Here is a 24,443-nt window from a genome sequence, read left to right as displayed (position 1 = left end):
GGATGATGGGGAGGGTGGCCCGTTGTTGAACGGGTTGCCGGGCCCGTAGAGGTCCCGGGTGCTGAAGGAGTGAGTGAAAGTGCACAGCCACTGGAACGGTCTCAAGACGGCCGCCCTGCTCGGCCTGCTCTCCGGTATCGTCCTGGCCCTTGGTTACTGGCTCGGCGGCAGCGGCGGTCTCATGATCGCCGTGGTGATCGCGCTGGGCATCAACGCCGTCAGCTACTTCTGGTCCGACAAGATCGCGCTGCGCTCGATGCGGGCCCAGCCGGTCACCGAGGCCCAGTTCCCCGCGCTCTACCAGATGGTCCGGGAGCTCTCGACCCAGGCCGGCCAGCCCATGCCCCGCCTGTACGTGAGCCCGACGATGCAGCCCAACGCGTTCGCCACCGGCCGTAGCCCGAAGCACGCGGCGGTCGCGGTGACCCAGGGCATCACGCAGATTCTCGACTACCGCGAGCTGCGCGGCGTCATCGGCCACGAACTGTCGCACGTCTACAACCGCGACATCCTGATCTCCAGCGTGGCCGGCGCGCTCGCCACCATCATCACGTTCGTCGCCAACCTGGCGCTCTTCATCCCGCTCGGCGGCGACGATGACGACGGCGTCAACCCGGCCGTCCTGCTGCTCATGGTGATCCTCGGCCCGATCGCCGCCTCGGTGATCCAGCTGGCGATCAGCCGCAGCCGCGAGTACCAGGCCGACGCGTCCGGCGCCAGCCTGACCAACGACCCGCTGGCCCTGGCCTCCGCCCTCCGCAAGATCCACTACGGCACGCAGAAGATGCCGCTCCCGCCCAGCGGGCAGCTGACGACCACCGCCCACCTGATGATCGACAACCCGTTCCGGGGTGGCGGCATCGCGTCCCTCTTCTCCACCCACCCGCCCATGGAGGAGCGCGTCCGCCGGCTGGAGCAGATGGCCGCCAACGCCGGCCCCGTCCAGCGCATGTAGCCCCCCTCCCTCGCCCGCGCGGGGCGCCTCCCTCCCCGCGCGGGCCCCTACATGTCCCGCCCGTCCGCTCTCCGCGCGTTGCCCGCTCTCCGCGCGTTGCCCGTTCTTCGCGCGTTGCCCGTTCTTCGCGCGGGCCCTTTCCGCGTCGATCAAGGGCTTTCCCGTCGATCAAGGGCATACGGCCGTGCTTTGATCTCCGATCCACGGCCGTTCGCCCTTGATCGGCGAAAAACTCCTTGATCGCGGACGGTACGTTAGGGACGGATGGGCCGTCGGTCATTACACGGGAGGTCGGCTGTGGCTGCGTTGCGCCAGTACCTAGCGGTGTGGCGAATCCCCGGAGCCCCGGTCCTCCTGATCGTCGGAATCATCGCCCGGCTCGGCATCGGCATGACCACGCTGGCCCTGCTCCTGCTGGTCGAGGACGTCACCGGTCGGTACACGCCGGCCGCCATCGCCGGCGGGATCTACGCGGTCGCCGGCGCCGCGCTCAGCCCCGTCGCGGGGCGCATCGCCGACCGGATCGGGCCGTCCCCCGTACTCCTGGTGACCGGCATCGCCCACCCGGTGGCACTGGCCGTCCTGCTGGTCGCCAGCCGGGCCGAGGCGCTACCGCTCACGTTCGTGGCCTCGGGGGTGGCCGGTGCGACGTACCCGCCGCTGACCGCCGCGATCCGCGGTGCCTGGAACGACCTGACCGAGCCCGGCGGCGGCCGTCATCACCTACGCGGCGCCGCGCTGGCCGCGGAGACCTCGCTGTTCGAGCTGGTTTTCGTGATCGGGCCGCTGCTGGTGGCCGGCTTCGTGCTGGTGTCCAACGCGGCGGCGGCCCTCGTCGGCGCGGCGGTCCTCACCCTCGTGGGCACGGTGACCGTCGCCCGCGGCGCCGCGATGCGCGGCTGGCGCCGCCACCCGCACGACGCGCGGGCGCGCGGGCTCGGGCCGCTGCGGATCGGCGGATTCCCGGCGCTGCTGGTGTGCGTCGCCGGCCTCGGCACCGCCTTCGGCGCCGCCGGAGTGATCGTGCCCGCGTACGCCAGCCGGCATAGCGACGGGGACAGCCTCGGCGGTGTCCTGCTCGCGGTGTGGGCGCTGGGCAGCGCCGCCGGCGGGTTCTGGTTCGGCACCCGTCGGCCGGCGCGCAACCAGGCCCGGCAGTTCGCGTTGCTGCTGGGCGGGGTCGCGGCGTCCTTCGTGCTCTTCAGCGCCATGCCCAGCCCGGTCGCGCTCGGCCTGGCACTGGCCTTCGGCGGAGCCACCATCGCGCCCGCGCTGACCGTGGAGAACAACATGGTCGGGCGGATCGCCCCGGGCAGCATGCTGAACGAGGCGTACACCTGGGTGGTGACCGTGGCGGTGGCGTTCACGGCGGTCGGCGGATCGGTCGCCGGGCTGATCGTGGACCAGCCCGGCGGCGTACCGTGGGCGTTCCTCTTCGCCGGCGCGGCCGTCGGCATGGCCGCGCTAGTCGCCGGCGTGCCCTCCGGCGCGATCGCCCGCGCGGACGCGCACGCCACCGCCCGGATCGACCGGACGCTGGCCGCTACCGGTAATTTGTGAACTGCAGGGCGATCCCGAAGTCCGACTCCTTGAGCAGCGCGATCACGGCCTGCAGGTCGTCCTTCTTCTTGCCGGTGACGCGCAGCTGGTCGCCCTGGATCTGCGCCTGAACGCCCTTGGGGCCCTCGTCGCGGATCTTCTTCCCGATGGCCTTCGCCTTCTCCTGGTCGATGCCCTGGACGATCGTGCAGTCGATCTTGGTGGTCTTGCCGGACGTCCGGGGCTCGCCCGCGTCCAGCGCCTTGAGCGAGATGTTGCGCTTGACCAGCTTGTCCTTGAAGACCTCGAGGGCGGCCTTGGCCCGGTCTTCGGTCTCCGCCTGGAGGCTGACCGCTTCCTCGCCCGACCAGGAGATCTGGGCCCCAGTGCCGCGGAAGTCGAAGCGCGTCGTGAGCTCCTTCTCCGCCTGCCGGAGGGCGTTGTCGACCTCCTGCCGGTCGACCTTGCTGACGATGTCGAACGACGGGTTGGCTGCCATGGTCATGCTCCTGCTTTGCGACGATATGAAGATGTTCTCGGGGCCGTGACATGCCGACCGTACCCGGTTGCGTGATGGGCCGGTGCAACCGCTATCCTTGCTTCCGCTGCCGCGATCGCCGTGGCGGCACGCCCTAGGCGGGTTGCCCGAGCGGCCAATGGGAGCGGACTGTAAATCCGTCGCGAAAGCTACAGAGGTTCGAATCCTCTACCCGCCACTTGCTGGGCAAAAGCCCCCGTCAGCCGACGCTGGCGGGGGCTTTCCCGTTGCCGTCGCCGACCACAGTGGACGCCGCACCCGGGCCTGCGGAGCTGAGGGGCGTAAGTGGCATACAGGGAACGAGCCCTCCGTAACGGACCGATGCGGCGAGCTACGGACAAACGAGACCGAGTGGCGAAGCTCCGCAAATCACGCACAAAAGTGAGTCTTGCTCCGACTTGGAGACGGGAAAATCGGGTCTTTCTCAACACCGCGGACGGGGCTCGCCAACGGGCCCGGGGCTGCGTAAACTCCCGTTGCAGGTGGGGCCCTAATGACTACCTAAGCTTTCGATCAGCCGTTCAGACATGTTTTTGCGCAGTGTGGTTCTTAGCGGCGGATCAGGATGTGTCACGAGCCGTAGGTGTGGCACGATGGGCTTCACCATCTTAGATGGCAGTCACATGCGGTTACCCCGACAGGAGCGTTCGATGCGTGCAGGCAGACTAGGCCGCTTGGCCGGCTTGGCTCTCGCGCTGGCCTTCGCGATCGGCGTGGTCGCGGGGTCTGGCGGGTTCACCACCATGGGGTTCGAATGGAGCGCACCGCTCGCCGGGTTTGAGTGGTCCGTCTCCTCGACTCCCTGATTGGCATGTCTTCGCGGCAGGCGCCCAGACGACGCACGGCCGAGGATGCCTGGTTGATCACGGGCCCACTGGGGCTTTTCGCTGTCATCCTGACGACCGGCTTGGCGCTGGTCGATGACTCCGTCACCGGTAATGATCTCGCCGTAGCGGCTCTGCTGCTGGCGATCACGGTCGGCGTCGAGGTGGTCATCCTTCCCTTCGTCGTACGCCGGGACGGCGTCACCGTCGTGGTCACCGAGATCCCGATGGTGCTGGCGTTCTTCTTCCTGCCACCCGTGGTGGTGGTGCTGGTCTTCACGATCGCCGCGCTGGTGGGTCAGCTGCGCCGCCGGCTCCCGCCCGTCAAGCTCTGGTTCAACGTGGCCAGGGCTGCGGCCGCGACCGCGCTCGCTGGCGTGGTGCTGTTGGCGCTGCCCCCGATGCGGGGCGTCGGGCCGGGCACGTGGGGGATCCTGTTCGCCGCCGTCGCCACGTACACGCTGGCCACCTTCGTCTCGGTGGTCGGCGTCTTCGCCGTCATCCAAGGGCTCGCGGCCGGGCGTGAGGTCGTCCGGACCGGATACCGCATGCTGCTCATGACCGTGGGGGTCAACGTCGCGGTCGGGTTGATCGTGCTGCTCGTCCTCAAGGTGACCCCGTGGTCGGCCCTGCTGGTGCTGGGCCTGGCCGTGGTCATGCTGCTCATGTACCGCTCGTACGCGCAGTTCCTGGGCCAGCACCGCATGCTCTCCGAGCTGTACGACCTGAGCCGGGCGATCGGCAAGGGTGGCCAGGACGGCGGGCTCGCCGACGACCTGCTCTTCCGGGTCCGCGCGTTGGTGCAGGCGGAGTACGCGGCGCTGTGGCTGCCGGCGCAGGGCCGGCACCCTGAGGTGCTGCTCTCCGCCCGGGTCGACGACTCGGGGCTGCTCGACGTCGTGCCGACGCCGGCGCTCGTCCGGGCCCGGGCGCAGGAGGCGGGCGGCCGTACGGTGGCGGCGGGGTCGCGGTTCGAGGCCGACGACGCGCTGCGCCAGGCGCTGCGCGAGAGCGGAGTCAAGGACCTGATCGTCACCCCGCTCCGTTCGGGCAAGGCGGTCATCGGGACGCTCGAGGTGGTCAACCGGCTCGGCGACATCGGCGACTTCACGTCCGGCCACGTCCGCGTGCTGGAGACGATTGCCGCGCACGCCGGCGTCGCGGTGGAAAATTCGCGGCTGGTCGACCGGCTGCGCTACGACGCGTACCACGACGGGCTCACCGCGCTGGCCAACCGGCGGCGGATCACCGAGGCGCTGGAGGAGTCGGTCATCGTCCGGGCGCCCGGCGAGGTGGTCGCGGTGCTGCTCTTCGACGTCGACCGGCTGCGCGACGTGAACGAGTCGCTCGGCCACGCCGCCGGCGACAAGCTGCTCGCCGAGGTCGCCAAGCGGCTGCGCGCGTTCGCCCCGCCGGCGGCCCTGGTGGGCCGGGTGGGTGGCGACGAGTTCGTGGTGACGCTGCGTTCGGAGAGCGCCGACGCGGCCACCCTGCTGGCCGTCGAGCTGCGCGAGCAGGTCCGCGACCCGATCAAGTTCGGCACGCTGACCATCGACGTCGACACAGCCGTCGGCGTCGTCGTACACCCGGATCATGGAAGCGATCCGGCGACGCTGCTGCAGCGGGCCGACGTGGCGACGACCGCCGCGAAGTCCGTGCCCGGTGGGGTGCAGCTCTTCAGCGCCGGCCTGGAGTCGCGGTCGGTGCGCCGGCTGGAGCTGGCCGGCGATCTGCGCCGCGCCCTCGACAACGACGAGCTGGAGGTCTACTTCCAGCCGAAGGTGACGCTGACCGACCGCCGGCTGGTCGGGGTGGAGTGCCTGGCCCGCTGGGAGCATCCGGCGCACGGCGCGGTCGCCCCGGAGGACTTCGTCGCGGTGGCGGAGCACACCGGCCAGCTCGGCCGGCTCACCGAGGCGGTCCTCAAGGAAGGGCTGCGGCGCTGCCGGGAGTGGGCCGACGCGGACCGCCCGCTGTCCGTCGCGGTCAATCTCTCCCCGCGTACGCTGGTCGACCCGGGTTTCCCGGGCCGCGTCGACGCGCTCCTGCGGGAGTACGGCGTGGCGCCCGAGCAGGTGACCTTCGAGATCAAGGAAGACGGCGTCGTCGGCCCGAACGACCGCCCGTTGCCCACCCTACGCCGGCTCCGTGACCTGGGGGTACGGCTGTCGGTGGACGACTTCGGCACCGGGTACTCGTCGCTGTCGTACCTGCGGCGGCTGCCGGTGCACGAGGTGAAGATCGACCGGTCGTTCGTGCAGGGGATGGCGACGGACGCGGGCGATCTGGCGATCGTGCGGGCCGTGGTCGCGCTGTCGTTGCAGTTCGGGCTGACCGTGGTCGCCGAGGGCGTGGAGAGCGAGCTGACGCTCGAGCTGCTCAAGGAGATGGGCTGCGAGATCGGCCAGGGTTTCCTGTTCAGCCGCCCGCTGCCGTACGAGCGGCTGGAGGCGTGGTTCGGCGCCCGCACCGAGGCCGAACCGACGCCGTTGGGCGAGGTCCGCAGGCTGCGCGCCGTGACCTAGACCGCATGCTGCGACACGGCTATCCGATTTCGTGAGGCGGAGGGCGCCGTGTACTCTTACCCAGGCGCACGCGCCCCCTTAGCTCAGTCGGCAGAGCGTCTCCATGGTAAGGAGAAGGTCTACGGTTCGATTCCGTAAGGGGGCTCAGAGGGTCTACTTGACCCATCACGGCGGTGTAGCTCAGATGGCAGAGCAAGCGGCTCATAATCGCTGTGTCGCCGGTTCAAGTCCGGCCACCGCTACGCAAACGTAACGGACGCCACCCCGCTGGCGTCCGCTTCGCGTGTCCGGGTACGCTTGCGTGCCGGTAAACGAGCAAGTCGACGAGGAAGGCACTCCGCCGTGGCTAAGGCGACCGACGTCCGTCCCAAGATCACTATGGCGTGTGTGGAGTGCAAAGAGCGCAACTACATCACGCGCAAGAACCGTCGTAACGACCCGGACCGCATCGAGCTGAAGAAGTTCTGCCCGCGCTGCGGCAAGCACACCGCACACCGCGAGACTCGCTAAGCGGTCATCGGGCTCAGTGCGAGACGCGCTGAGCGCGAGGGCACCCGCTGGCGGTAGGTTCGCTGGCATGCCCTTGGACCTCTCCTTCGTCGGCCGGACATATCCGCCGACCGCTCCGTACCAGGTTGGTCGCGAGAAGATCCGTGAGTTCGCGCGCGCGATCGGCGCGGACGACGCGCTGTACCTCGATCCGGAGGCAGCCCGCGCCGGCGGCTACGCGGATGTCGTGGCGCCACCCACGTTCCCGGTCGTCATCACCATGGCCGCGAGCCGGCAGATCGTCGACGACCCCGAGCTGGGCGTGGACTACAGCCGGGTGGTGCACGGCGAGCAGCGCTTCGCGTACACCCGCGCGGTGGTGGCGGGCGACGAGCTGGTCTGCGTCAACACCATCGAGGAGATCATCTCCCGCGGTGGACACGAGTTCCTGACCACTCGGACCGACGTCACCACGACCGCCGGCGAGCCGGTGGTCAGCGTCTGGTCCAAGCTCGTCGTACGCGGGGAGGGCTGAGATGGATCTGCCGGTGCAGACCTACCGGGTGACCCGCGCGGACCTGGTCCGCTACGCGGGCGCGTCGGGCGACTTCAACCCCATCCACTGGAGCGAGCGGATCGCGACCAAGGTCGGCCTGCCCGGCGTGATCGCGCACGGGATGTTCACCATGGCGCTGGTCGGCCGCGCGGTCACCGCGTGGGCGGGCGCGCCGGACGCGGTGGTGGAGTACAGCGTGCGGTTCTCCCGGCCGGTGCCGGTGCCGGACGACGACGAGGGCACCGAGGTCCAGGTGAGCGGCGTCGTGAAGGGCGAAACCGAGGGCGGCGACACGCGGATCGAGATCACCGCGACCTGTCACGGGGAAAAGGTGCTGTCCCAGGCACGGGCGATCGTCCGTCGTGAAAGTCCTTAGCGGGTACCGGTGTTGGGAAACTCCGGCGGCTACCCGTACACTGGTCCGCCGTGGGGTAGTGACCCCTGCTCGGGTGTGCCCCGAGCGGGGTGACTTCCCGCACAGGGGTGTGGCGCAATTGGCAGCGCAGCGGTCTCCAAAACCGCAGGTTGCAGGTTCGAGTCCTGTCGCCCCTGCGCCTTAGGCCTGACCGGCCCCGGGGTGGGTCCCGCCGGCTCTGCTGGCCGTGGCTCTTCCCGGGTCCGTTGGGCGGCTGATGTGACAACCACCCCCACGGAGGGCGAAGTGGCCGAGAGCAACCGGCGCGACGATGACGCCGCAGACGACGACCTCGACGAGGTCTTCGACGACGCTGTCGACGATGACGCCGACGACGAGCCCGTTTCGGGCGGCGGCGTGGCCACTCGTGCGCGCCCCAAGGCGGAGTCGGACAAGCCCAAGGCCAAGAAGGAAACCGGCCGGGTGGGCATATTCGGCCGGCTCGTGCGGTTTGTCCGCGAGGTCGTGGCGGAGCTGCGTAAGGTCATCTGGCCGACGCGCAAGGAGCTTCTGACCTACACCGCGGTCGTGGTCGTGTTCGTCGCGTTCATGCTGGCGATCGTGGCCGGACTGGACTTCGGGTTCGCCAAGGGCGTGCTGTTCGTCTTCGGCAACCAGGAATAAAGACACACGGAAGTGAGCGAGCGTGCCTGAGTACGACGAGACCGCTGGGACCGCCGACGAGCAGTCCGCGGTGGCGACGGCTGCCAGCGAGCCGGAGTACGCGCCGGTCGCCGAGCCGGACAGCGACTACGACCCGGTCGCCGAGCTGCGGCAGAAGCTGCGCTACGCGCCCGGCGACTGGTACGTGGTGCACTCGTACGCCGGCTACGAGAACAAGGTCAAGACCAACCTCGAGACCCGGATCACGAGCCTCGACATGGAGGAGTACATCTTCCAGGTCGAGGTGCCGACCCGCGAAGAGGTCGAGGTCAAGAACGGCAAGCGCCTCCAGGTGCAGAACAAGGTCTTTCCCGGCTACATCCTGGTCCGGATGGAGCTGACCCCGGAGTCGTACTCCTGCGTGCGCAACACCCCCGGGGTCACCGGCTTCGTGGGCGCGACCGACCGTGCCGACCGCCCCGCGCCGCTGTCGCTCGACGAGGTGCTCAAGTGGCTGGCGCCCGCGGTCGAGACCGAGCAGAAGAAGGCCAAGCCCGAGGTCAAGGTGCTCGACTTCGAGGTGGGCGACTCGGTCACCGTCACCGACGGGGCGTTCGCGTCGCTGCCGGCGACGATCAGCGAGATCAACGCCGATCAGCAGAAGCTCAAGGTGCTGGTGTCGATCTTCGGGCGGGAAACCCCGGTCGAGCTCAACTTCAACCAGGTCGCCAAGATCTAATCGGTCTGCGTTACGCTTGACCGTCGGCCTGTCGGCCGCGCTTGACCGTGCGCGCGTCGATGGCCGTGAGTCTGCCTGAGCCGACCGAAGGTCGGCGAGGATCTCAACAACACGTCACCACACGCCCAGGAAGAGCCATGCCTCCGAAGAAGAAACTCGTCAAGACGTTCACGCTGCAGTTGCCGGCGGGTCAGGCGACCCCGGCACCGCCGGTCGGCCCCGCGCTGGGCCAGCACGGCGTCAACATCATGGAGTTCTGCAAGTCGTACAACGCGCAGACCGAGTCGCAGCGGGGCGACATCGTCCCGGCTGAGATCAGCGTGTACGAGGACCGGTCCTTCACGTTCGTGCTGAAGACCCCGCCCGCCGCCCGGCTGCTGATCAAGGCCGCCGGCGTGCCGAAGGGTTCCGGCACGCCGCACACCGAGAAGGTTGGCTCGGTCACCCGCGCCCAGCTGCGCGAGATCGCCGAGAAGAAGATGTCGGACCTGAACGCCAACGACATCGACCAGGCCGAGAAGATCATCGCCGGCACCGCCCGCTCCATGGGCATCACCGTCAAGGACTGACCGCTGTACGTGGGAGGGTCCGCTCGGGCCCGCCATTGACCACAGGAGAAACGCAGAAATGCCGCACAGCAAGAACTACCGCAAGTCGATCGAGCTGATCGACCGCTCGAAGCTCTACACCCCCGCCGAGGCGATCAAGCTCGCCAAGGAGACCAGCACCGTCAAGTTCGACGCAACGGTCGAGGTCGCTATGCGCCTCGGCGTCGACCCCCGTAAGGCCGACCAGATGGTCCGCGGCACGGTCAACCTGCCGCACGGCACGGGCAAGACCGCCCGCGTGATCGTCTTCGCGGCCGGCGCCAAGGCCGAGGAGGCCGTCGCCGCCGGCGCGGACGAGGTGGGCACCGACGAGCTGGTCGCTCGCATCCAGGAGGGTTGGCTGGACTTCGACGCGGCGATCGCCACGCCGGACCAGATGGCCAAGATCGGCCGGATCGCGCGGATCCTGGGCCCGCGCGGTCTCATGCCGAACCCAAGACCGGCACGGTGACCATGGACGTCACCAAGGCCGTGGCCGACATCAAGGGTGGAAAGATCACCTTCCGGGTGGACAAGCACTCGAACCTGCACCTGATCATCGGCAAAGCCTCCTTCGCGGAGGACAAGCTGATCGAGAACTACGCGGCCGTGCTCGACGAGATCCTGCGCGCCAAGCCCTCTGCCGCCAAGGGCAAGTACCTGAAGAAGGTCACCGTCACCACGACGATGGGCCCCGGTGTGCCGATCGACCCGAACGTGACCAAGAACCTCGTCGAGGTTGCCGACGCCTAAGGCTCTCCACCGTGATCAGGGCGTCCCCTCAGGGACGTCCTGATCACGGATTTGGTGGGGGGCGCGAAACCGCGTACCCTTGCCGGCGAAGTACCACCCGAAGACCGCTGGTTACCGCGCTCCGGCGCGGTCGAAGGTCCCGCTTCGACGGGCATCCCGCGCAGGGCGGTGTACAAGCGTGACGCTCCGTGTCCCGCCCCGTGCGCCCCTGCGCCGGGGCGTTTCTCGTTGCCGGGCCTTGGACCACCAGCCTGGCGCAACGAGAGAGGAGGGACATGGCGGACAAGCCGGTTCGAGCCGACAAAGCCACCGCCGTCGCCGAGCTCACCGAGCACTTCCGCAACGCGGAGGCGACCGTGCTGACCGAGTACCGCGGCCTGACGGTCGCGCAGCTCACCCAGCTGCGGCGCTCGCTGGGCCAGACCGCGACGTACTCGGTCGCGAAGAACACGCTGGCCAAGCGCGCCGCGACGGAGGCGGGCATCAGCGGCCTCGACGAGCTGTTCTCCGGTCCTACCGCGCTCACCTTCGTCTCCGGCGATGTCGTGGAGGCGGCGAAGGGCCTGCGTGAGTTCGCGAAGGCCAACCCGGCTCTGGTCATCAAGGGCGGCGTGTTCGAGGGCAAGGCGATCTCGGCTACCGAGGTCAGCAAGCTCGCCGACCTCGAGTCCCGTGAGGTGCTGCTGGCCAAGCTGGCCGGCGCCATGAAGGCGAACCTGAGCAAGGCCGCGGCCGTGTTCCAGGCTCCGCTGACCAAGACCGCCCGTCTGGCGGCTGCTCTGCAGGACAAGCGCGAAAAGGAACAGGCCGCCTGATTCGCGGCCGCGACGCAAACAACTAAGGAAGGACGCCAGACACCATGGCGAAGCTCAGCACCGACGAGCTGCTCGACGCGTTCAAGGAGATGACGCTGATCGAGCTCTCGGACTTCGTGAAGCAGTTCGAGGACACGTTCGACGTTCAGGCCGCCGCACCGGTCGCCATCGCGGCCGCCGGCCCGGCCGCCGCCGCGGCGCCGGTCGAGGAGGAGCAGGACGAGTTCGACGTCATTCTCGAGGGCGACGGCGGCAAGAAGATCCAGGTCATCAAGGTCGTGCGCGAGCTGACCGGCCTGGGCCTCAAGGAGGCCAAGGACGTGGTCGAGGCCGCGCCGAAGGCCATCCTGGAGAAGGTGAACAAGGAGAGCGCCGAGAAGGCCAAGGCCAAGCTCGAGGCCGAGGGCGCGAAGGTTACTCTCAAGTAAATTCAGCGCGTTGCGAAGAGGCTCCCTATGGGGGCCTCTTCGTCATTTCTGCCCAAAATTCGGACGTGGCGGCGATCACGCGAGTCCGACCCGCGGCAGAACCCTTGACGCAGCGTTTGCTGGCAGGCACGCTGACATCAGCAAGTCCTTCCGCGCTTGCAACGGCCACCGGCTGGGGCTGGAGTTTTGGGAGATCGCAGGGATTGCGTGATCGCAATGCTCCGGATCGGGTCGGCACCGGGGTTGCGCGCCGCGTTCTGAGCGGGCTGGAGGCGCCGTGAGGCGCCATGAAGCACGTTCCGCCGCGCGCTGCCGTGGTGGGCTGGACAGCGGTTAGCCGTTCGGCTACACTGCTAGTTTGCGCTGCCTTCCGACTTTAGCCCTGCCCGGAATGTCCGAAACTGGCCGTCCGGATCGGGTCCAGTCGGGGTGCGCGCGCAACGGCCGTTTTGCAGCACCGGTCCTCGGAAGGACGCATCTTGGCAGCTTCCCGCCCTGCGAAGACCAGTCGTACGTCGAGCGCTTTCGCTCCCCGCCGGATTTCATTCGGCAGGATCACCGAACATCTTGAGGTCCCCAACCTCCTTGCCATCCAGACCGAGTCGTTCGACTGGCTGGTGGGCAACGAGGCCTGGCAGGGCCGGTCGGCTGATGACCCGCACGCCCGCTCAGGTCTCGCGGAGATCCTCGACGAGATTAGTCCAATTGAGGACTTCTCGGGCACCATGTCCCTTTCCTTCTCCGCACCGCGCTTCGACGAGGTCAAAGCCTCGATCGAGGAGTGCAAGGAGAAGGACCTGACCTACTGCGCTCCGCTCTTCGTCACCGCGGAGTTCACCAACAACACCACTGGCGAGATCAAGAGCCAGACGGTGTTCATGGGTGACTTCCCGATGATGACGCCCAAGGGCACGTTCATCATCAACGGGACCGAGCGCGTCGTGGTCAGCCAGCTCGTCCGCTCCCCGGGCGTCTACTTCGACAAGCAGCCGGACAAGACGTCCGACCGCGACCTGTCCAGCGTCAAGGTCATCCCGAGCCGGGGTGCCTGGCTGGAGTTCGACATCGACAAGCGCGACACCGTCGGTGTCCGTATCGACCGCAAGCGCCGCCAGGCCGTCACCGTCCTGCTCAAGGCGATCGGCTGGACCAACGAGCAGATCCGCGAGCGGTTCGGCTGGTCCGAGCTGATGATGACCACCTTGGAGAAGGACCACATCGCCGGCCAGGACGAGGCGCTGTTGGACATCTACCGCAAGCTGCGCCCTGGGGAGCCGCCGACGCGGGAGAACGCCCAGACCCTGCTCGACAACCTCTTCTTCAACCCGAAGCGGTACGACGTCGCCAAGGTCGGTCGTTACAAGTTCAACAAGAAGCTCGAGGTCGCCATCCCGATCACCACGGGGACGCTGACCGTCGAGGACATCGTTGCCACGGTCGAGTACCTTGCCCGCCTGCACGCGGGCGAGGATGGCTACGAGGCCGATGACATCGACCACTTCGGCAACCGTCGCCTGCGCACCGTCGGCGAGCTGATCCAGAACCAGGTTCGGGTCGGCCTGTCCCGCATGGAGCGCGTCGTCCGCGAGCGGATGACCACGCAGGACGTCGAGGCGATCACGCCGCAGACCCTGATCAACATCCGCCCGGTGGTGGCGGCGATCAAGGAGTTCTTCGGTACGTCGCAGCTGTCCCAGTTCATGGACCAGACCAACCCTCTGGCGGGCCTGACCCACCGCCGGCGCCTCTCCGCGCTGGGCCCCGGTGGTCTGTCCCGTGAGCGGGCCGGCTTCGAGGTCCGTGACGTACACCCGTCCCACTACGGCCGGATGTGCCCGATCGAGACGCCGGAAGGCCCCAACATCGGCCTGATCGGCGCGCTGTCCACGTTCGGGCGGGTCAACCCGTTCGGGTTCATCGAGACGCCGTACCGGAAGGTCGACAATGGCCGGGTCACCGACCAGATCGACTACCTGACGGCGGACGAAGAGGACCGGTTCGTCAAGGCCCAGGCCAACGCGCCGCTGAAGTCGGATGGCACGTTCGCCGAGGACCGGGTCCTGGTCCGCCGGAAGGGCGGCGAGGTCGACTACGTCACGCCGGCCGCGGTGGACTACATGGACGTCTCGCCGCGCCAGATGGTGTCGGTCGCGACCGCCATGATCCCGTTCCTCGAGCACGACGACGCCAACCGGGCCCTGATGGGCGCCAACATGCAGCGCCAGGCGGTGCCGCTGGTCAAGGCCGAGTCGCCGCTGGTTGGCACGGGCATGGAGTACCGGGCCGCCGTCGACGCCGGTGACGTCGTCGTCGCCGAGTTCGGTGGTGTGGTCGAGGACCTGTGCGCCGACTACGTAACGGTGCACCAGGACGACGGCCACCGCCGCACCTACCTGCTGCACAAGTTCCGCCGCTCCAACGCCGGCTCCTGCGTCAACCAGAAGCCGGTCGTCTTCGAGGGCGACCGCATCGAGGCCGGCCAGGTCATCGCCGACGGTCCCTGCACCGACGAGGGCGAGATGGCGCTCGGGCGTAACCTGCTCGTCGCGTTCATGCCGTGGGAGGGCCACAACTACGAGGACGCGATCATCCTGTCGCAGCGCCTCGTGCAGCAGGACGTGCTCACCTCGATCCACATCGAGGAGCACGAGGTCGACGCCCGCGACACCAAGCTCGGTCCGGAGGAGATCACCCGCGACATCCCGAACGTCAGCGAGGAAATGCTCGCCGACCTCGACGAGCGCGGCATCATCCGGATCGGTGCGGAGGTCGTCCCCGGCGACATCCTGGTCGGCAAGGTCACGCCCAAGGGCGAGACCGAGCTGACCCCGGAGGAGCGGCTGCTTCGCGCGATCTTCGGCGAGAAGGCGCGCGAGGTCCGCGACACCTCGCTGAAGGTGCCGCACGGCGAGACCGGCACGGTCATCGGCGTACGGACGTTCTCCCGCGAGGACGGCGACGAGCTGCCCCCGGGCGTCAACGAGCTGGTCCGGGTCTACGTGGCCCAGAAGCGCAAGATCCAGGACGGTGACAAGCTCGCCGGTCGTCACGGCAACAAGGGCGTCATCTCCAAGATCCTGCCGGTCGAGGACATGCCGTTCCTGGAGGACGGCACGCCGGTCGACATCGTGCTCAACCCGCTGGGTGTGCCGAGCCGGATGAACATCGGCCAGGTCCTGGAGACCCACCTCGGGTGGGTGGCCAAGACCGGTTGGAAGATCGACGGCGAGGACGCGGACTGGAAGCGGGCGCTCAAGGCGATCGGCGCCGAAGAGTCGGTGCCGGACACCAACGTGGCGACGCCGGTCTTCGACGGCGCCAAGGAGGCCGAGATCACCGGCCTGCTGGCCAGCTCCCTGCCCAACCGCGACGGCGTCCAGCTCGTCGGCGGCTCGGGCAAGGCCCAGCTGTTCGACGGCCGCTCCGGTGAGCCGCTGCCGGACCCGATCGCGGTCGGCTACATCTACATCCTGAAGCTCAACCACCTGGTCGACGACAAGATCCACGCACGCTCGACCGGGCCGTACTCGATGATCACGCAGCAGCCGCTGGGTGGTAAGGCGCAGTTCGGTGGCCAGCGCTTCGGTGAGATGGAGTGCTGGGCGATGCAGGCGTACGGAGCCGCGTACGCGCTGCAGGAGCTGCTGACGATCAAGTCCGACGACGTGCTCGGCCGCGTGAAGGTCTACGAGGCCATCGTCAAGGGCGAAAACATCCCCGAGCCTGGCATCCCCGAGTCGTTCAAGGTGCTTCTCAAGGAGCTGCAGTCGCTGTGCCTCAACGTCGAGGTGCTCTCCAGCGACGGCGTGGCTCTGGAGATGCGCGAGACGGACGACGAGGTCTTCCGGGCTGCGGAGGAGTTGGGCATCGACCTGTCTCGGCGTGAGCCAAGCAGCGTCGAGGAAGTGTGAGGTGGTGGGTCGGCGGCCCCCGCTGACCCACCCATCAGCTGGCAAGAGATACGACACGACTCGAGGGACATAAATTGCTCGACGTCAACTTCTTCGACGAGTTGCGGATCGGCCTGGCGACCGCGGACGACATCCGTCAGTGGTCGCACGGCGAGGTAAAGAAGCCCGAGACGATTAACTACCGCACGCTCAAGCCGGAAAAGGACGGGCTCTTCTGCGAGAAGATCTTCGGTCCGCAGCGGGACTGGGAGTGCTACTGCGGTAAGTACAAGCGGGTGCGCTTCAAGGGCATCATCTGTGAGCGCTGCGGCGTCGAGGTGACCCGATCCAAGGTGCGCCGCGAGCGGATGGGCCACATCGAGCTGGCCGCGTCGGTCACGCACATCTGGTACTTCAAGGGTGTGCCGAGCCGCCTCGGTTACCTGCTCGACCTGGCGCCGAAGGACCTCGAAAAGATCATCTACTTCGCGTCGTACGTGGTGACCGGGGTGGACACCGAGGCCCGCCACCGCGACATGTCGACGATCGAAAACGAGATCCTCGCCGAGAAGCGGCAGTCGGAAAACAGCCGCGACTCCGAGATCGAGAAGCGCGCCGCCAAGCTCGAGGCCGACCTGGCCGAGCTGGAGGCCGAGGGCGCCAAGGCGGACGTGCGGCGCAAGGTCAAGGAGGCTGGCGAGCGCGAGATGCGCCAGATCCGTGACCGGGCGCAGCGCGAGATCGACCGGCTCGACGAGGTGCTCGACACGTTCCGGAAGCTGGACCCGAAGCAGCTGGTCACCGACGAGCTGCTGTACCGCGAGCTGCGCGACCGGTTCGGCGAGTACTTCAAGGGCGGCATGGGCGCCGAGGCGATCAAGGCCCTGTTGGAAAACATGGACCTCGACGCCGAGGCGGACAACCTCCGCGAGATCATCCGGTCCGGCAAGGGCCAGCGGAAGATCCGGGCGCTCAAGCGGCTCAAGGTCGTCGCGGCGTTCCTGAACACCCGCAACTCGCCGCTCGGCATGGTGCTCGACTGCGTTCCGGTGATCCCGCCGGACCTGCGGCCGATGGTGCAGCTGGACGGTGGCCGCTTCGCGACCTCCGACCTGAACGACCTGTACCGCCGTGTGATCAACCGGAACAACCGGCTCAAGCGCCTGATCGACCTGGGCGCGCCCGAGATCATCGTCAACAACGAGAAGCGGATGCTGCAGGAGGCCGTCGACGCGCTGTTCGACAACGGCCGCCGCGGGCGTCCGGTCACCGGCCCGGGCAACCGGCCGCTGAAGTCGCTGTCCGACATGCTCAAGGGCAAGCAGGGCCGCTTCCGGCAGAACCTGCTCGGTAAGCGCGTCGACTACTCCGGTCGTTCCGTGATCGTCGTCGGCCCGCAGCTGAAGCTGCACCAGTGCGGTCTGCCCAAGCAGATGGCGCTGGAGCTCTTCAAGCCGTTCGTGATGAAGCGCCTGGTCGATCTCAACCACGCGCAGAACATCAAGTCCGCCAAGCGGATGGTCGAGCGGCAGCGGCCGGTGGTGTGGGACGTCCTGGAGGAGGTCATCGGGGAGCACCCGGTGCTGCTCAACCGGGCGCCGACGCTGCACCGTCTGGGCATCCAGGCGTTCGAGCCGCAGCTGGTCGAGGGCAAGGCGATCCAGATCCACCCGCTCGTCTGCACCGCGTTCAACGCGGACTTCGACGGCGACCAGATGGCCGTACACGTGCCGCTGTCCGCCGAGGCGCAGGCCGAGGCGCGGATCCTGATGCTGTCGTCGAACAACATCCTCAAGCCGGCCGACGGCAAGCCGGTCACCATGCCCACCCAGGACATGGTCATCGGCCTGTACCACCTGACCCACCTCAAGCCCGAGGGCGCGGGGAAGGGCCGGGAGTTCAGCTCGGACGCCGAGGCGCGGATGGCCTTCGACAACGGTGAGCTGGGTCTGGGTGCTCCCATCCGGATCCGGCTGCGGGGCGTCGTCGAGGTCGACAACGGCATCGGCGGGCCGAAGTGGACCGCCCCCGAGGGTGGACGCCCGGCGAGCAGCTGATCGTGGAGACCACGCTGGGCCGGGCTCTCTTCAACGAGACCCTGCCGCAGGGCTACCGGTACGTGAACTACGAGATCCGCAAGAGCCAGTTGTCGGCGATCGTCAACGACCTGGCCGAGCGGTTCCCGAAGGTTGCCCTGGCGGCCACGCTCGACGCGCTCAAGGAGGCCGGCTTCCACTGGGCCACCTGGTCCGGCGTGACGATCGGCATGGAAGACGTCATCCCGCCGGCGCGCAAGCCCGAGATCATGGAGCGGTACGAGAAGGAAGCCGACCGGATCGACAAGCAGTACCAGCGTGGCCTGATGACCGCCGAGGAGCGTCGCGGCGAGCTCATCGAGATCTGGACCAAGGCGACCAACGAGGTCTCCAAGGAGATGGAAACCTCGCTGCCGCAGGAAAACCCGTTGTGGGTCATGATCAACTCGGGTGCCCGCGGTAACCTGCTCCAGCTCCGGCAGATCGCGGCGATCCGCGGCCTGGTGGCCAACCCCAAGGGTGAGATCATCCCGCGGCCGATCAAGTCCAGCTACCGCGAGGGCCTGTCCGTGGTGGAGTACTTCATCTCCACCCACGGTGCCCGCAAGGGTCTGGCCGACACCGCGCTGCGTACCGCCGACTCGGGTTACCTGACCCGGCGTCTGGTGGACGTGTCGCAGGACGTGATCATCCGCGAGGAGGACTGCGGCACCGATCGGGCCATCCCGATGCAGGTCGGCGAGCACATCAACAGTGAGCTGGTGGTGCACGAGCACGCCGAGACCGGCGTGCACGCCCGTACCCTGGCGGACGACATCAAGGGTGCCGACGGCTCGCTGGTCGCCCAGCGCGGTGTCGACCTCAACTCGATCATCGTCGACAAGCTGGTCGCCGCCGGTGTGGAGACCGTCCGGGTGCGCAGCGTGCTCACCTGCGAGTCGAAGCTGGGCGTCTGCGCGGCCTGCTACGGCCGTTCGCTGCCGACCGGCAAGACCGTCGACGTCGGCGAGGCGGTCGGCATCATCGCCGCCCAGTCCATCGGTGAGCCGGGTACGCAGCTGACGATGCGTACCTTCCACACCGGTGGTGTCGCCGGTGAGGACATCACCCAGGGTCTGCCGCGTGTGCAGGAGATCTTCGAGGCGCGCGTGCCCAAGGGCAAGGCGCCGATCGCCGACACCCCCGGCCGGATCCGGATCGAAGACGGCGAGCGGTCGCGGAAGATCATCATCGTGCCGGACGACGGCAGCGAAGAGATCGTCCACGACAAGATCTCCAAGCGGGTACGCCTGCGTGCGCACGACGGGGATCACGTCGAGGTCGGCGAGAAGCTCACCGAGGGCACGATCGACCCGCACGAGCTGCTCCGCATCCTCGGTCCGCGCGCGGTCCAGGTCCACCTGACCCAGGAGGTCCAGGAGGTCTACCGCTCGCAGGGCGTGCTCATCCACGACAAGCACATCGAGATCATCATTCGGCAGATGCTGAAGCGGGTCACGGTGATCGACTCGGGTGCCACCGAGTTCCTGCCGGGTGTGCTGGTCGACCGGGCCGTCTTCGAGTCGGAAAACCGCCGGCTCGTGGCCGAGGGCGGCGAGCCCGCCGCCGGTCGTCCGGTCCTCATGGGCATCACCAAGGCGTCGCTGGCGACCGACTCCTGGCTCTCGGCGGCCTCCTTCCAGGAGACCACCCGGGTGCTGACCGACGCGGCGATCAACGCGCGTAGCGACTCGCTGATCGGTCTGAAGGAGAACGTCATCATCGGCAAGCTCATCCCGGCCGGTACGGGCATCAGCAAGTACCGCAACATCCGGGTCGAGCCGACCGAGGAGGCCAAGGCCAAGGTGTACTCGATGACCGGGTACCCCGAGACCGACTACGGCTTCGGGCCGGCCAGCGGGCAGGCCGTGCCGCTGGACGACTTCGACTTCGGGTCGTACCGGTAAGTCTGTTAGTTCGTTGTTGGTTCGAGGTGCCCCGTACCGATCCCGGTGCGGGGCGCCTCGCGCTTTGTAGGGTGGTGTGGTGACCACGTCGCCCGTACTGCGCCATCCGCTCGACCCGGAGCCGGTGCGCTCGACGAAGGCGGGTGCGGTGTTCGCGCTGGGCCTCGTCGCGCTGCTCACCGGGCCGCTGGTGGGCGGCGTGGTGCCGGCCAGCATCGCGCTCGTCCTCGCGACGCAGGCGCGCCGCGAGGCGTACTCGTCGGGTGGTTATCTGACCGGGAGCGCGTGGCTGCGCCGCGGTGAAAGGCTCGCCTGGGCGGGCCTCGCGCTGGCCGCCACCGCGGTGGTCATCGCGATCGTGATCGGCGTCGTCGACTTCGCGACCGCGCCCACTGGGCAGGACTTCGGTCCCACGGTCGACTAGCGTGGCGACGTGACCGTCCCTCCACCACCGCGTGAGGCGTGGCTGACGCCTCGGCGGGTCGAGCCTGTGCCGGGCACGCCCTTCGCGGTCGTCCACCTCAATGTCCCGCCGGTTACGTCCGGGCTCGCCGTGGGGGCGCTCGTGGCCGGGATCGGGTCGGTGCTGGTCTCGCTGGTGGTGTCGTGCTTCGGGCTGCTGGGCGCGCAGGACGGCTGGGGAGCCTGGGTGGCCGGGGCGTTCGCGCTGATCTCCGGGCTGGCCGGGGCGGCGGCGGTCGCACTGGGCATGCTCGGGCTGCGCCAGATCCGCCGAGCGGCCCCACCGCCGGCGGTACGGTTCACCGGGCGCGGGCTGGCGATCGCGGGCATCGTGTGCGGCGCCACCGGCCTGGCCATCACCGTGATCGGCTTCGCCGCGTCCCTAGCCATCCAACTAGCCTCATAGCTCTCTCCTGCGCCCCTCCTTGCCCTCTCCTGCCCCTCGTGCCCCCTCGTGCCCCTCTTCTGCGTCGATCAAGGGCAAACGGTCGTGCTTTGATCTCTTTTCCACGGCCGTTTGCCCTTGATCGACGCAGAAGTCCTTGATCGGCGTGGAGGCCGTGCCGGGTTGGGTGCCGCTGGATGGCGGGCGCGGTCTCGGCGGGGGTGCTTTCCGGGCTGGCGGTGGTGCTGGGGTGGGGAGCGGCTCGGATGGAGCAGGCGGTGTGGGGTGCACGGCGCTCCCGATTGACGGCACGGCGGGCGGCGCGCTAGTTGGGCGCCCCGCTTGGGCGATTTGGCGTGAGTGGGGCGCCCCTGCTGTCGCCTGGGAGGGAGTAGGGGCGCCCCACTCAGCTCGGGGCGCCCAACAGGGGCGCCCTACTCACGGCCAGGCGTGCCGAGCCACCGGCCTGGCGACCCGCCCGACCCTGTTGTGCGCCGATCAAGGATTTCCGCGTCGATCAAGGGCAAACGGTCGTGGTTTAGAGATCAAAGCACGGCCGTTTGCCCTTGATCGACGCGGTGGGGCGGGATGGCGGCGGGGCGGTGCGGTGGGGGTGGGGTGAGGTGGGGAGGGGCGGGATGGCGCGTTACACTTGGGGTCGGAGTTGCCGAGCGTGGGCCAGCGGGTCTCGTTTTGACCTGTGCGCTCACGGTGGGTACTCTTTCCCCTCGTGCCCGGGCCTGCCCGGGCAATCCGTGCGTGCGCCCCTCAGGTGCGGCGCAGCGGGGACAACGAGACAACCTGGTGCACGTGCCAGCGCGCACCGGAACCGTGTGCCGGACGACACGCCCGACCGCGGGTGCCGGAGACGCCCGTGAGGGCTGACCCGGGACACAACAGAAGGCACACAGACGCAGAAGCAAGGGAGCGGAGAAACCCGGTGCCCACGATCCAGCAGCTGGTCCGCAAGGGCCGGCAGGCCAAGACGAGCAAGACCAAGACCCCGGCGCTGAAGGGGAGCCCTCAGCGGCGCGGGGTGTGCACGCGTGTGTACACCACCACCCCGAAGAAGCCGAACTCGGCGCTGCGCAAGGTCGCTCGTGTGAAGCTGAGCAGCCAGATCGAGGTGACCGCGTACATCCCCGGTGTTGGCCACAACCTGCAGGAGCACTCGATCGTGCTCGTGCGCGGCGGCCGGGTGAAGGACCTCCCGGGCGTGCGTTACAAGATTGTCCGCGGTTCGCTGGACACCCAGGGCGTCCGCAACCGTAAGCAGGCGCGCAGCCGCTACGGCGCGAAGAAGGAGAAGAGCTGATATGCCGCGTAAGGGCCCCGCGCCGCGCCGGCCGCTGGTCGCCGATCCGGTGTACAACTCACCGCTGGTCACCCAGTTGGTCAACAAGATCCTGATGCGCGGCAAGCGCCAGCTCGCCGAGCGTGTGGTGTACGGCGCGCTGGAGGGTTGCCGGGAGAAGACCGGCACCGACCCGGTCGTCACCCTCAAGCGGGCGATGGACAACGTGAAGCCGACCCTCGAGGTCCGCAGCCGCCGTGTCGGTGGCGCGACCTACCAGGTGCCGGTCGAGGTCCGTCCGACCCGGGCGACCACCCTGGGCCTGCGCTGGCTGGTGCAGTACTCCAAGGCCCGCCGCGAGAAGACCATGATCGAGCGGCTGCAGAATGAGCTGCTCGACGCGAGCAACGGCCTCGGCGCTTCGGTGAAGCGGCGCGAGGACACGCACAAGATGGCGGAGTCCAACAAGGCTTTCGCCCACTACCGCTGGTAACCCCAGCACCCCGACGAGACGACGAAGTAGGGATTACCGTGGCTGCCGCCGACAACGCGCTTGCCAAGCTCCGCAACATCGGCATCATGGCGCACATCGATGCCGGTAAGACGACCACGACTGAGCGGATCCTGTTCTACACCGGCATCACGTACAAGATCGGTGAGGTCCACGAGGGCGCCGCCGTCATGGACTGGATGGAGCAGGAGCAAGAGCGGGGCATCACCATCACCTCGGCCGCCACCAAGGTCGAGTGGAAGGGTCACCCGATCAACATCATCGACACCCCGGGCCACGTCGACTTCACGGTCGAGGTGGAGCGCAACCTGCGGGTGCTCGACGGTGCGATCGCGGTGTACGACGGCGTGGCCGGCGTGGAGCCGCAGACCGAGAACGTGTGGCGCCAGGCGGACAAGTACAACGTTCCCCGGATGTGCTTCGTCAACAAGCTCGACCGGACCGGCGCGGACTTCTTCCGCTGCGTGCAGATGATGATCGACCGGCTGAACGCCACCCCGCTGGTGCTGCAGATCCCGATCGGGCTCGAAGGCGACCACATCGGCGTCGTCGACCTGATCGGCATGCGCGCGCTGACCTGGCGTGGTGAGACCCAGAAGGGCGAGGACTACGCGATCGAGGAGATCCCGGCCGGCCTCGCCGACGATGCCGCCGAGTGGCGCGAGAAGCTGATCGAGACGCTCGCCGACGTTGACGACACTGTCATGGAGAAGTACCTCGAGGGTGAGGAGCTCTCCGCCGAGGCGATCAAGGCGGGCATCCGGCGGGCCACCGTCGCAGGCAAGGCCAACCCGGTGCTGTGCGGTTCCGCGTTCAAGAACAAGGGCATCCAGCCGATGCTCGACGCGGTGATCGACTTCCTGCCCTCGCCGCTGGACATCCCGGCGATCGAGGGTACGGCGACCGACGGTGAGACGCCGTTGCTGCGCAAGCCGTCGATGAGCGAGCCGTTCTCCGCGCTGGCCTTCAAGATCCAGACGGACAAGCACCTCGGCAAGCTCACCTACGTCCGGCTCTACTCGGGCAAGCTCGAATCCGGTTCCCAGGTGATTAACTCCACCAAGGACCGCAAAGAGCGCATCGGCAAGATCTACCAGATGCACGCCAACAAGCGGGAAGAGCGTGCCACGGCGCAGGCCGGCGACATCATCGCGGTACAGGGCTCAAGCAGACCACCACTGGTGACACGCTGTGCGACCCGACCAACCCGGTGATCCTGGAGTCGATGACGTTCCCTGAGCCGGTCATCCAGGTGGCGATCGAGCCGAAGACCAAGGCCGACCAGGAGAAGCTGGGCACCGCGATCCAGCGCCTGGCCGAAGAGGACCCGACGTTCCGCGTCGCCAACGACGAGGAGACCGGTCAGACGGTCATCTCCGGTATGGGCGAGCTGCACCTCGACATCCTGGTCGACCGGATGCGCCGGGAGTTCAACGTCGAGGCCAACATCGGCAAGCCTCAGGTGGCGTACCGCGAGACCATCCGCCGGAAGGTGGACAAGGTCGAGTACACGCACAAGAAGCAGACGGGCGGCTCCGGCCAGTACGCGAGCGTCGTCGTCAGCCTTGAGCCGCTGCCGCTGGAGACCGACGCGCCGACGTACGAGTTCCAGAACTCGGTCACCGGTGGTCGCATCCCGAAGGAGTTCATCCCCTCGGTCGACGCCGGTGCCCAGGACGCCATGCAGTACGGCATCCTCGCCGGTTACCCGCTGGTGGGCGTGAAGCTCACGCTGCTGGACGGGAAGTACCACGAGGTCGACTCGTCCGAAATGGCGTTCAAGATCGCTGGCTCGATGGTGCTCAAGGAGGCCGCCCGCAAGGCCGACCCGGCGCTGCTCGAGCCGATGATGGCCGTTGAGGTCACCACTCCTGAGGAGAACATGGGTGACGTCATCGGCGACCTCAACTCCCGCCGGGGCATCATCCAGGCGATGGAAGAGCGCGGGGTGCCCGCGTCGTCCGCGCCCTGGTTCCCCTGTCGGAGATGTTCGGCTACGTCGGCGACCTGCGGTCGAAGACCCAGGGCCGGGCGAGCTACAGCATGCAGTTTGACTCCTACGCCGAGGTTCCCCAGAACGTGGCGAAGGAGATCATCGCGAAGGCGACGGGCGAGTAGCCCAAGAACTGCGCCAGACCGGGCCTGATGGCCGC

Annotated in this window: 17 protein-coding genes, 4 tRNA genes and 3 pseudogenes; 23 read left to right on the top strand and 1 reads right to left on the bottom strand. The window is 68.1% G+C overall.

Annotated elements, in window-relative coordinates; all coding sequences use genetic code 11:
• Positions 1-79 precede the first annotated feature (79 nt).
• Together htpX and Prum_RS16390 are read left to right on the top strand one after the other, a co-directional pair.
• Positions 80-955, top strand: a complete 876-nt coding sequence (htpX, locus tag Prum_RS16395; RefSeq protein ID WP_173077353.1) for a zinc metalloprotease HtpX — start codon at positions 80-82, stop codon at positions 953-955.
• A 264-nt stretch (positions 956-1,219) separates the two neighbouring features.
• On the top strand, positions 1,220-2,515 hold the full coding sequence (locus tag Prum_RS16390; protein ID WP_345536424.1) for an MFS transporter: 1,296 nt from the start codon (positions 1,220-1,222) through the stop codon (positions 2,513-2,515).
• Here Prum_RS16390 and Prum_RS16385 read toward each other — a convergent pair.
• Entirely contained in the window at positions 2,499-2,999 is a 501-nt protein-coding gene (locus Prum_RS16385) for a YajQ family cyclic di-GMP-binding protein (RefSeq protein ID WP_173077351.1), read from the bottom strand. The genes Prum_RS16390 and Prum_RS16385 overlap by 17 nt on opposite strands.
• Before the next feature lie 130 nt (positions 3,000-3,129).
• Here Prum_RS16385 and Prum_RS16380 point away from each other — a divergent pair.
• The 21 genes and pseudogenes from Prum_RS16380 to fusA all read left to right on the top strand — a co-directional run bounded on the left by Prum_RS16380 (position 3,130) and on the right by fusA (position 24,408).
• Positions 3,130-3,210, top strand: a tRNA-Tyr gene (locus Prum_RS16380).
• A 633-nt stretch (positions 3,211-3,843) separates the two neighbouring features.
• Positions 3,844-6,381, top strand: a complete 2,538-nt coding sequence (locus tag Prum_RS16375; protein ID WP_173077350.1) for a putative bifunctional diguanylate cyclase/phosphodiesterase — start codon at positions 3,844-3,846, stop codon at positions 6,379-6,381.
• 72 nt (positions 6,382-6,453) lie between these two features.
• A tRNA-Thr gene (locus Prum_RS16370) sits at positions 6,454-6,526 on the top strand.
• 24 nt (positions 6,527-6,550) lie between these two features.
• Positions 6,551-6,623: transfer RNA gene (locus Prum_RS16365), tRNA-Met, on the top strand.
• A 100-nt stretch (positions 6,624-6,723) separates the two neighbouring features.
• Positions 6,724-6,891 carry a 50S ribosomal protein L33 gene (gene rpmG / locus Prum_RS16360; protein WP_167925014.1) on the top strand — a complete coding sequence of 56 codons (168 nt, stop codon included), beginning with the start codon at positions 6,724-6,726 and terminating at the stop codon, positions 6,889-6,891.
• Between the two features lie 67 nt (positions 6,892-6,958).
• Entirely contained in the window at positions 6,959-7,405 is a 447-nt protein-coding gene (locus Prum_RS16355) for a MaoC family dehydratase N-terminal domain-containing protein (RefSeq protein ID WP_173077349.1), read from the top strand.
• A 1-nt stretch (position 7,406) separates the two neighbouring features.
• Positions 7,407-7,802, top strand: coding sequence for a MaoC family dehydratase (locus Prum_RS16350; protein ID WP_173077348.1), 396 nt, complete (start codon positions 7,407-7,409; stop codon positions 7,800-7,802).
• 103 nt (positions 7,803-7,905) lie between these two features.
• Positions 7,906-7,978, top strand: a tRNA-Trp gene (locus Prum_RS16345).
• A gap of 109 nt (positions 7,979-8,087) precedes the next feature.
• On the top strand, positions 8,088-8,465 hold the full coding sequence (secE, locus tag Prum_RS16340) for a preprotein translocase subunit SecE (protein ID WP_173077347.1): 378 nt from the start codon (positions 8,088-8,090) through the stop codon (positions 8,463-8,465).
• A 22-nt stretch (positions 8,466-8,487) separates the two neighbouring features.
• On the top strand, positions 8,488-9,183 hold the full coding sequence (nusG, locus tag Prum_RS16335; protein WP_173077346.1) for a transcription termination/antitermination protein NusG: 696 nt from the start codon (positions 8,488-8,490) through the stop codon (positions 9,181-9,183).
• Between the two features lie 137 nt (positions 9,184-9,320).
• Positions 9,321-9,752, top strand: a complete 432-nt coding sequence (gene rplK / locus Prum_RS16330) for a 50S ribosomal protein L11 (RefSeq protein ID WP_173077345.1) — start codon at positions 9,321-9,323, stop codon at positions 9,750-9,752.
• Positions 9,753-9,810: 58 nt separating this feature from the next.
• Positions 9,811-10,523 (top strand): annotated as a pseudogene (gene rplA, locus Prum_RS16325) (50S ribosomal protein L1).
• Between the two features lie 275 nt (positions 10,524-10,798).
• Positions 10,799-11,338, top strand: a complete 540-nt coding sequence (rplJ, locus tag Prum_RS16320) for a 50S ribosomal protein L10 (protein ID WP_173077344.1) — start codon at positions 10,799-10,801, stop codon at positions 11,336-11,338.
• Positions 11,339-11,382: 44 nt separating this feature from the next.
• A complete protein-coding gene (gene rplL / locus Prum_RS16315) occupies positions 11,383-11,766 on the top strand; it encodes a 50S ribosomal protein L7/L12 (protein WP_173077343.1) in 384 nt (127 codons plus the stop codon).
• 479 nt (positions 11,767-12,245) lie between these two features.
• Positions 12,246-15,677: a DNA-directed RNA polymerase subunit beta gene (rpoB, locus tag Prum_RS16310; RefSeq protein ID WP_173077342.1), complete on the top strand. Its 3,432-nt coding sequence runs from the start codon at positions 12,246-12,248 to the stop codon at positions 15,675-15,677.
• 74 nt (positions 15,678-15,751) lie between these two features.
• Positions 15,752-19,638 (top strand): annotated as a pseudogene (locus Prum_RS16305) (DNA-directed RNA polymerase subunit beta').
• Positions 19,639-19,717: 79 nt separating this feature from the next.
• Positions 19,718-20,062: a hypothetical protein gene (locus Prum_RS16300; RefSeq protein WP_173077341.1), complete on the top strand. Its 345-nt coding sequence runs from the start codon at positions 19,718-19,720 to the stop codon at positions 20,060-20,062.
• A gap of 9 nt (positions 20,063-20,071) precedes the next feature.
• The gene (locus tag Prum_RS16295) at positions 20,072-20,506 is read left to right on the top strand and encodes a hypothetical protein (protein WP_173077340.1); all 435 of its coding nucleotides are present in this window, start codon (positions 20,072-20,074) and stop codon (positions 20,504-20,506) included.
• A 919-nt stretch (positions 20,507-21,425) separates the two neighbouring features.
• Positions 21,426-21,800, top strand: a complete 375-nt coding sequence (gene rpsL / locus Prum_RS16290; protein WP_014440718.1) for a 30S ribosomal protein S12 — start codon at positions 21,426-21,428, stop codon at positions 21,798-21,800.
• A gap of 1 nt (position 21,801) precedes the next feature.
• Positions 21,802-22,272, top strand: a complete 471-nt coding sequence (gene rpsG, locus Prum_RS16285; RefSeq protein WP_173056663.1) for a 30S ribosomal protein S7 — start codon at positions 21,802-21,804, stop codon at positions 22,270-22,272.
• 86 nt (positions 22,273-22,358) lie between these two features.
• Positions 22,359-24,408, top strand: a pseudogene (gene fusA / locus Prum_RS16280) (elongation factor G).
• The last annotated feature ends 35 nt before the right edge of the window (positions 24,409-24,443 follow it).

This window comes from Phytohabitans rumicis (assembly GCF_011764445.1).
GTDB lineage: Bacteria > Actinomycetota > Actinomycetes > Mycobacteriales > Micromonosporaceae > Phytohabitans > Phytohabitans rumicis.
The sequence above is the reverse complement of the archived record's forward strand: the minus strand, read 5'-3'. Positions and strand labels throughout refer to the sequence as shown.

Bases quoted from the DNA above. Each gene is read 5' to 3' on its own strand.
- Prum_RS16390 (WP_345536424.1), top strand. From the start codon at position 1,220: ATGGGCCGTCGGTCATTACACGGGAGGTCGGCTGTGGCTGCGTTGCGC.
- Prum_RS16385 (WP_173077351.1), bottom strand. From the start codon at position 2,999: ATGACCATGGCAGCCAACCCGTCGTTCGACATCGTCAGCAAGGTCGAC.
- Prum_RS16375 (WP_173077350.1), top strand. From the start codon at position 3,844: ATGTCTTCGCGGCAGGCGCCCAGACGACGCACGGCCGAGGATGCCTGG.
- Prum_RS16355 (WP_173077349.1), top strand. From the start codon at position 6,959: ATGCCCTTGGACCTCTCCTTCGTCGGCCGGACATATCCGCCGACCGCT.
- Prum_RS16350 (WP_173077348.1), top strand. From the start codon at position 7,407: ATGGATCTGCCGGTGCAGACCTACCGGGTGACCCGCGCGGACCTGGTC.
- rplK (WP_173077345.1), top strand. From the start codon at position 9,321: ATGCCTCCGAAGAAGAAACTCGTCAAGACGTTCACGCTGCAGTTGCCG.
- rplJ (WP_173077344.1), top strand. From the start codon at position 10,799: ATGGCGGACAAGCCGGTTCGAGCCGACAAAGCCACCGCCGTCGCCGAG.
- rplL (WP_173077343.1), top strand. From the start codon at position 11,383: ATGGCGAAGCTCAGCACCGACGAGCTGCTCGACGCGTTCAAGGAGATG.
- rpsG (WP_173056663.1), top strand. From the start codon at position 21,802: ATGCCGCGTAAGGGCCCCGCGCCGCGCCGGCCGCTGGTCGCCGATCCG.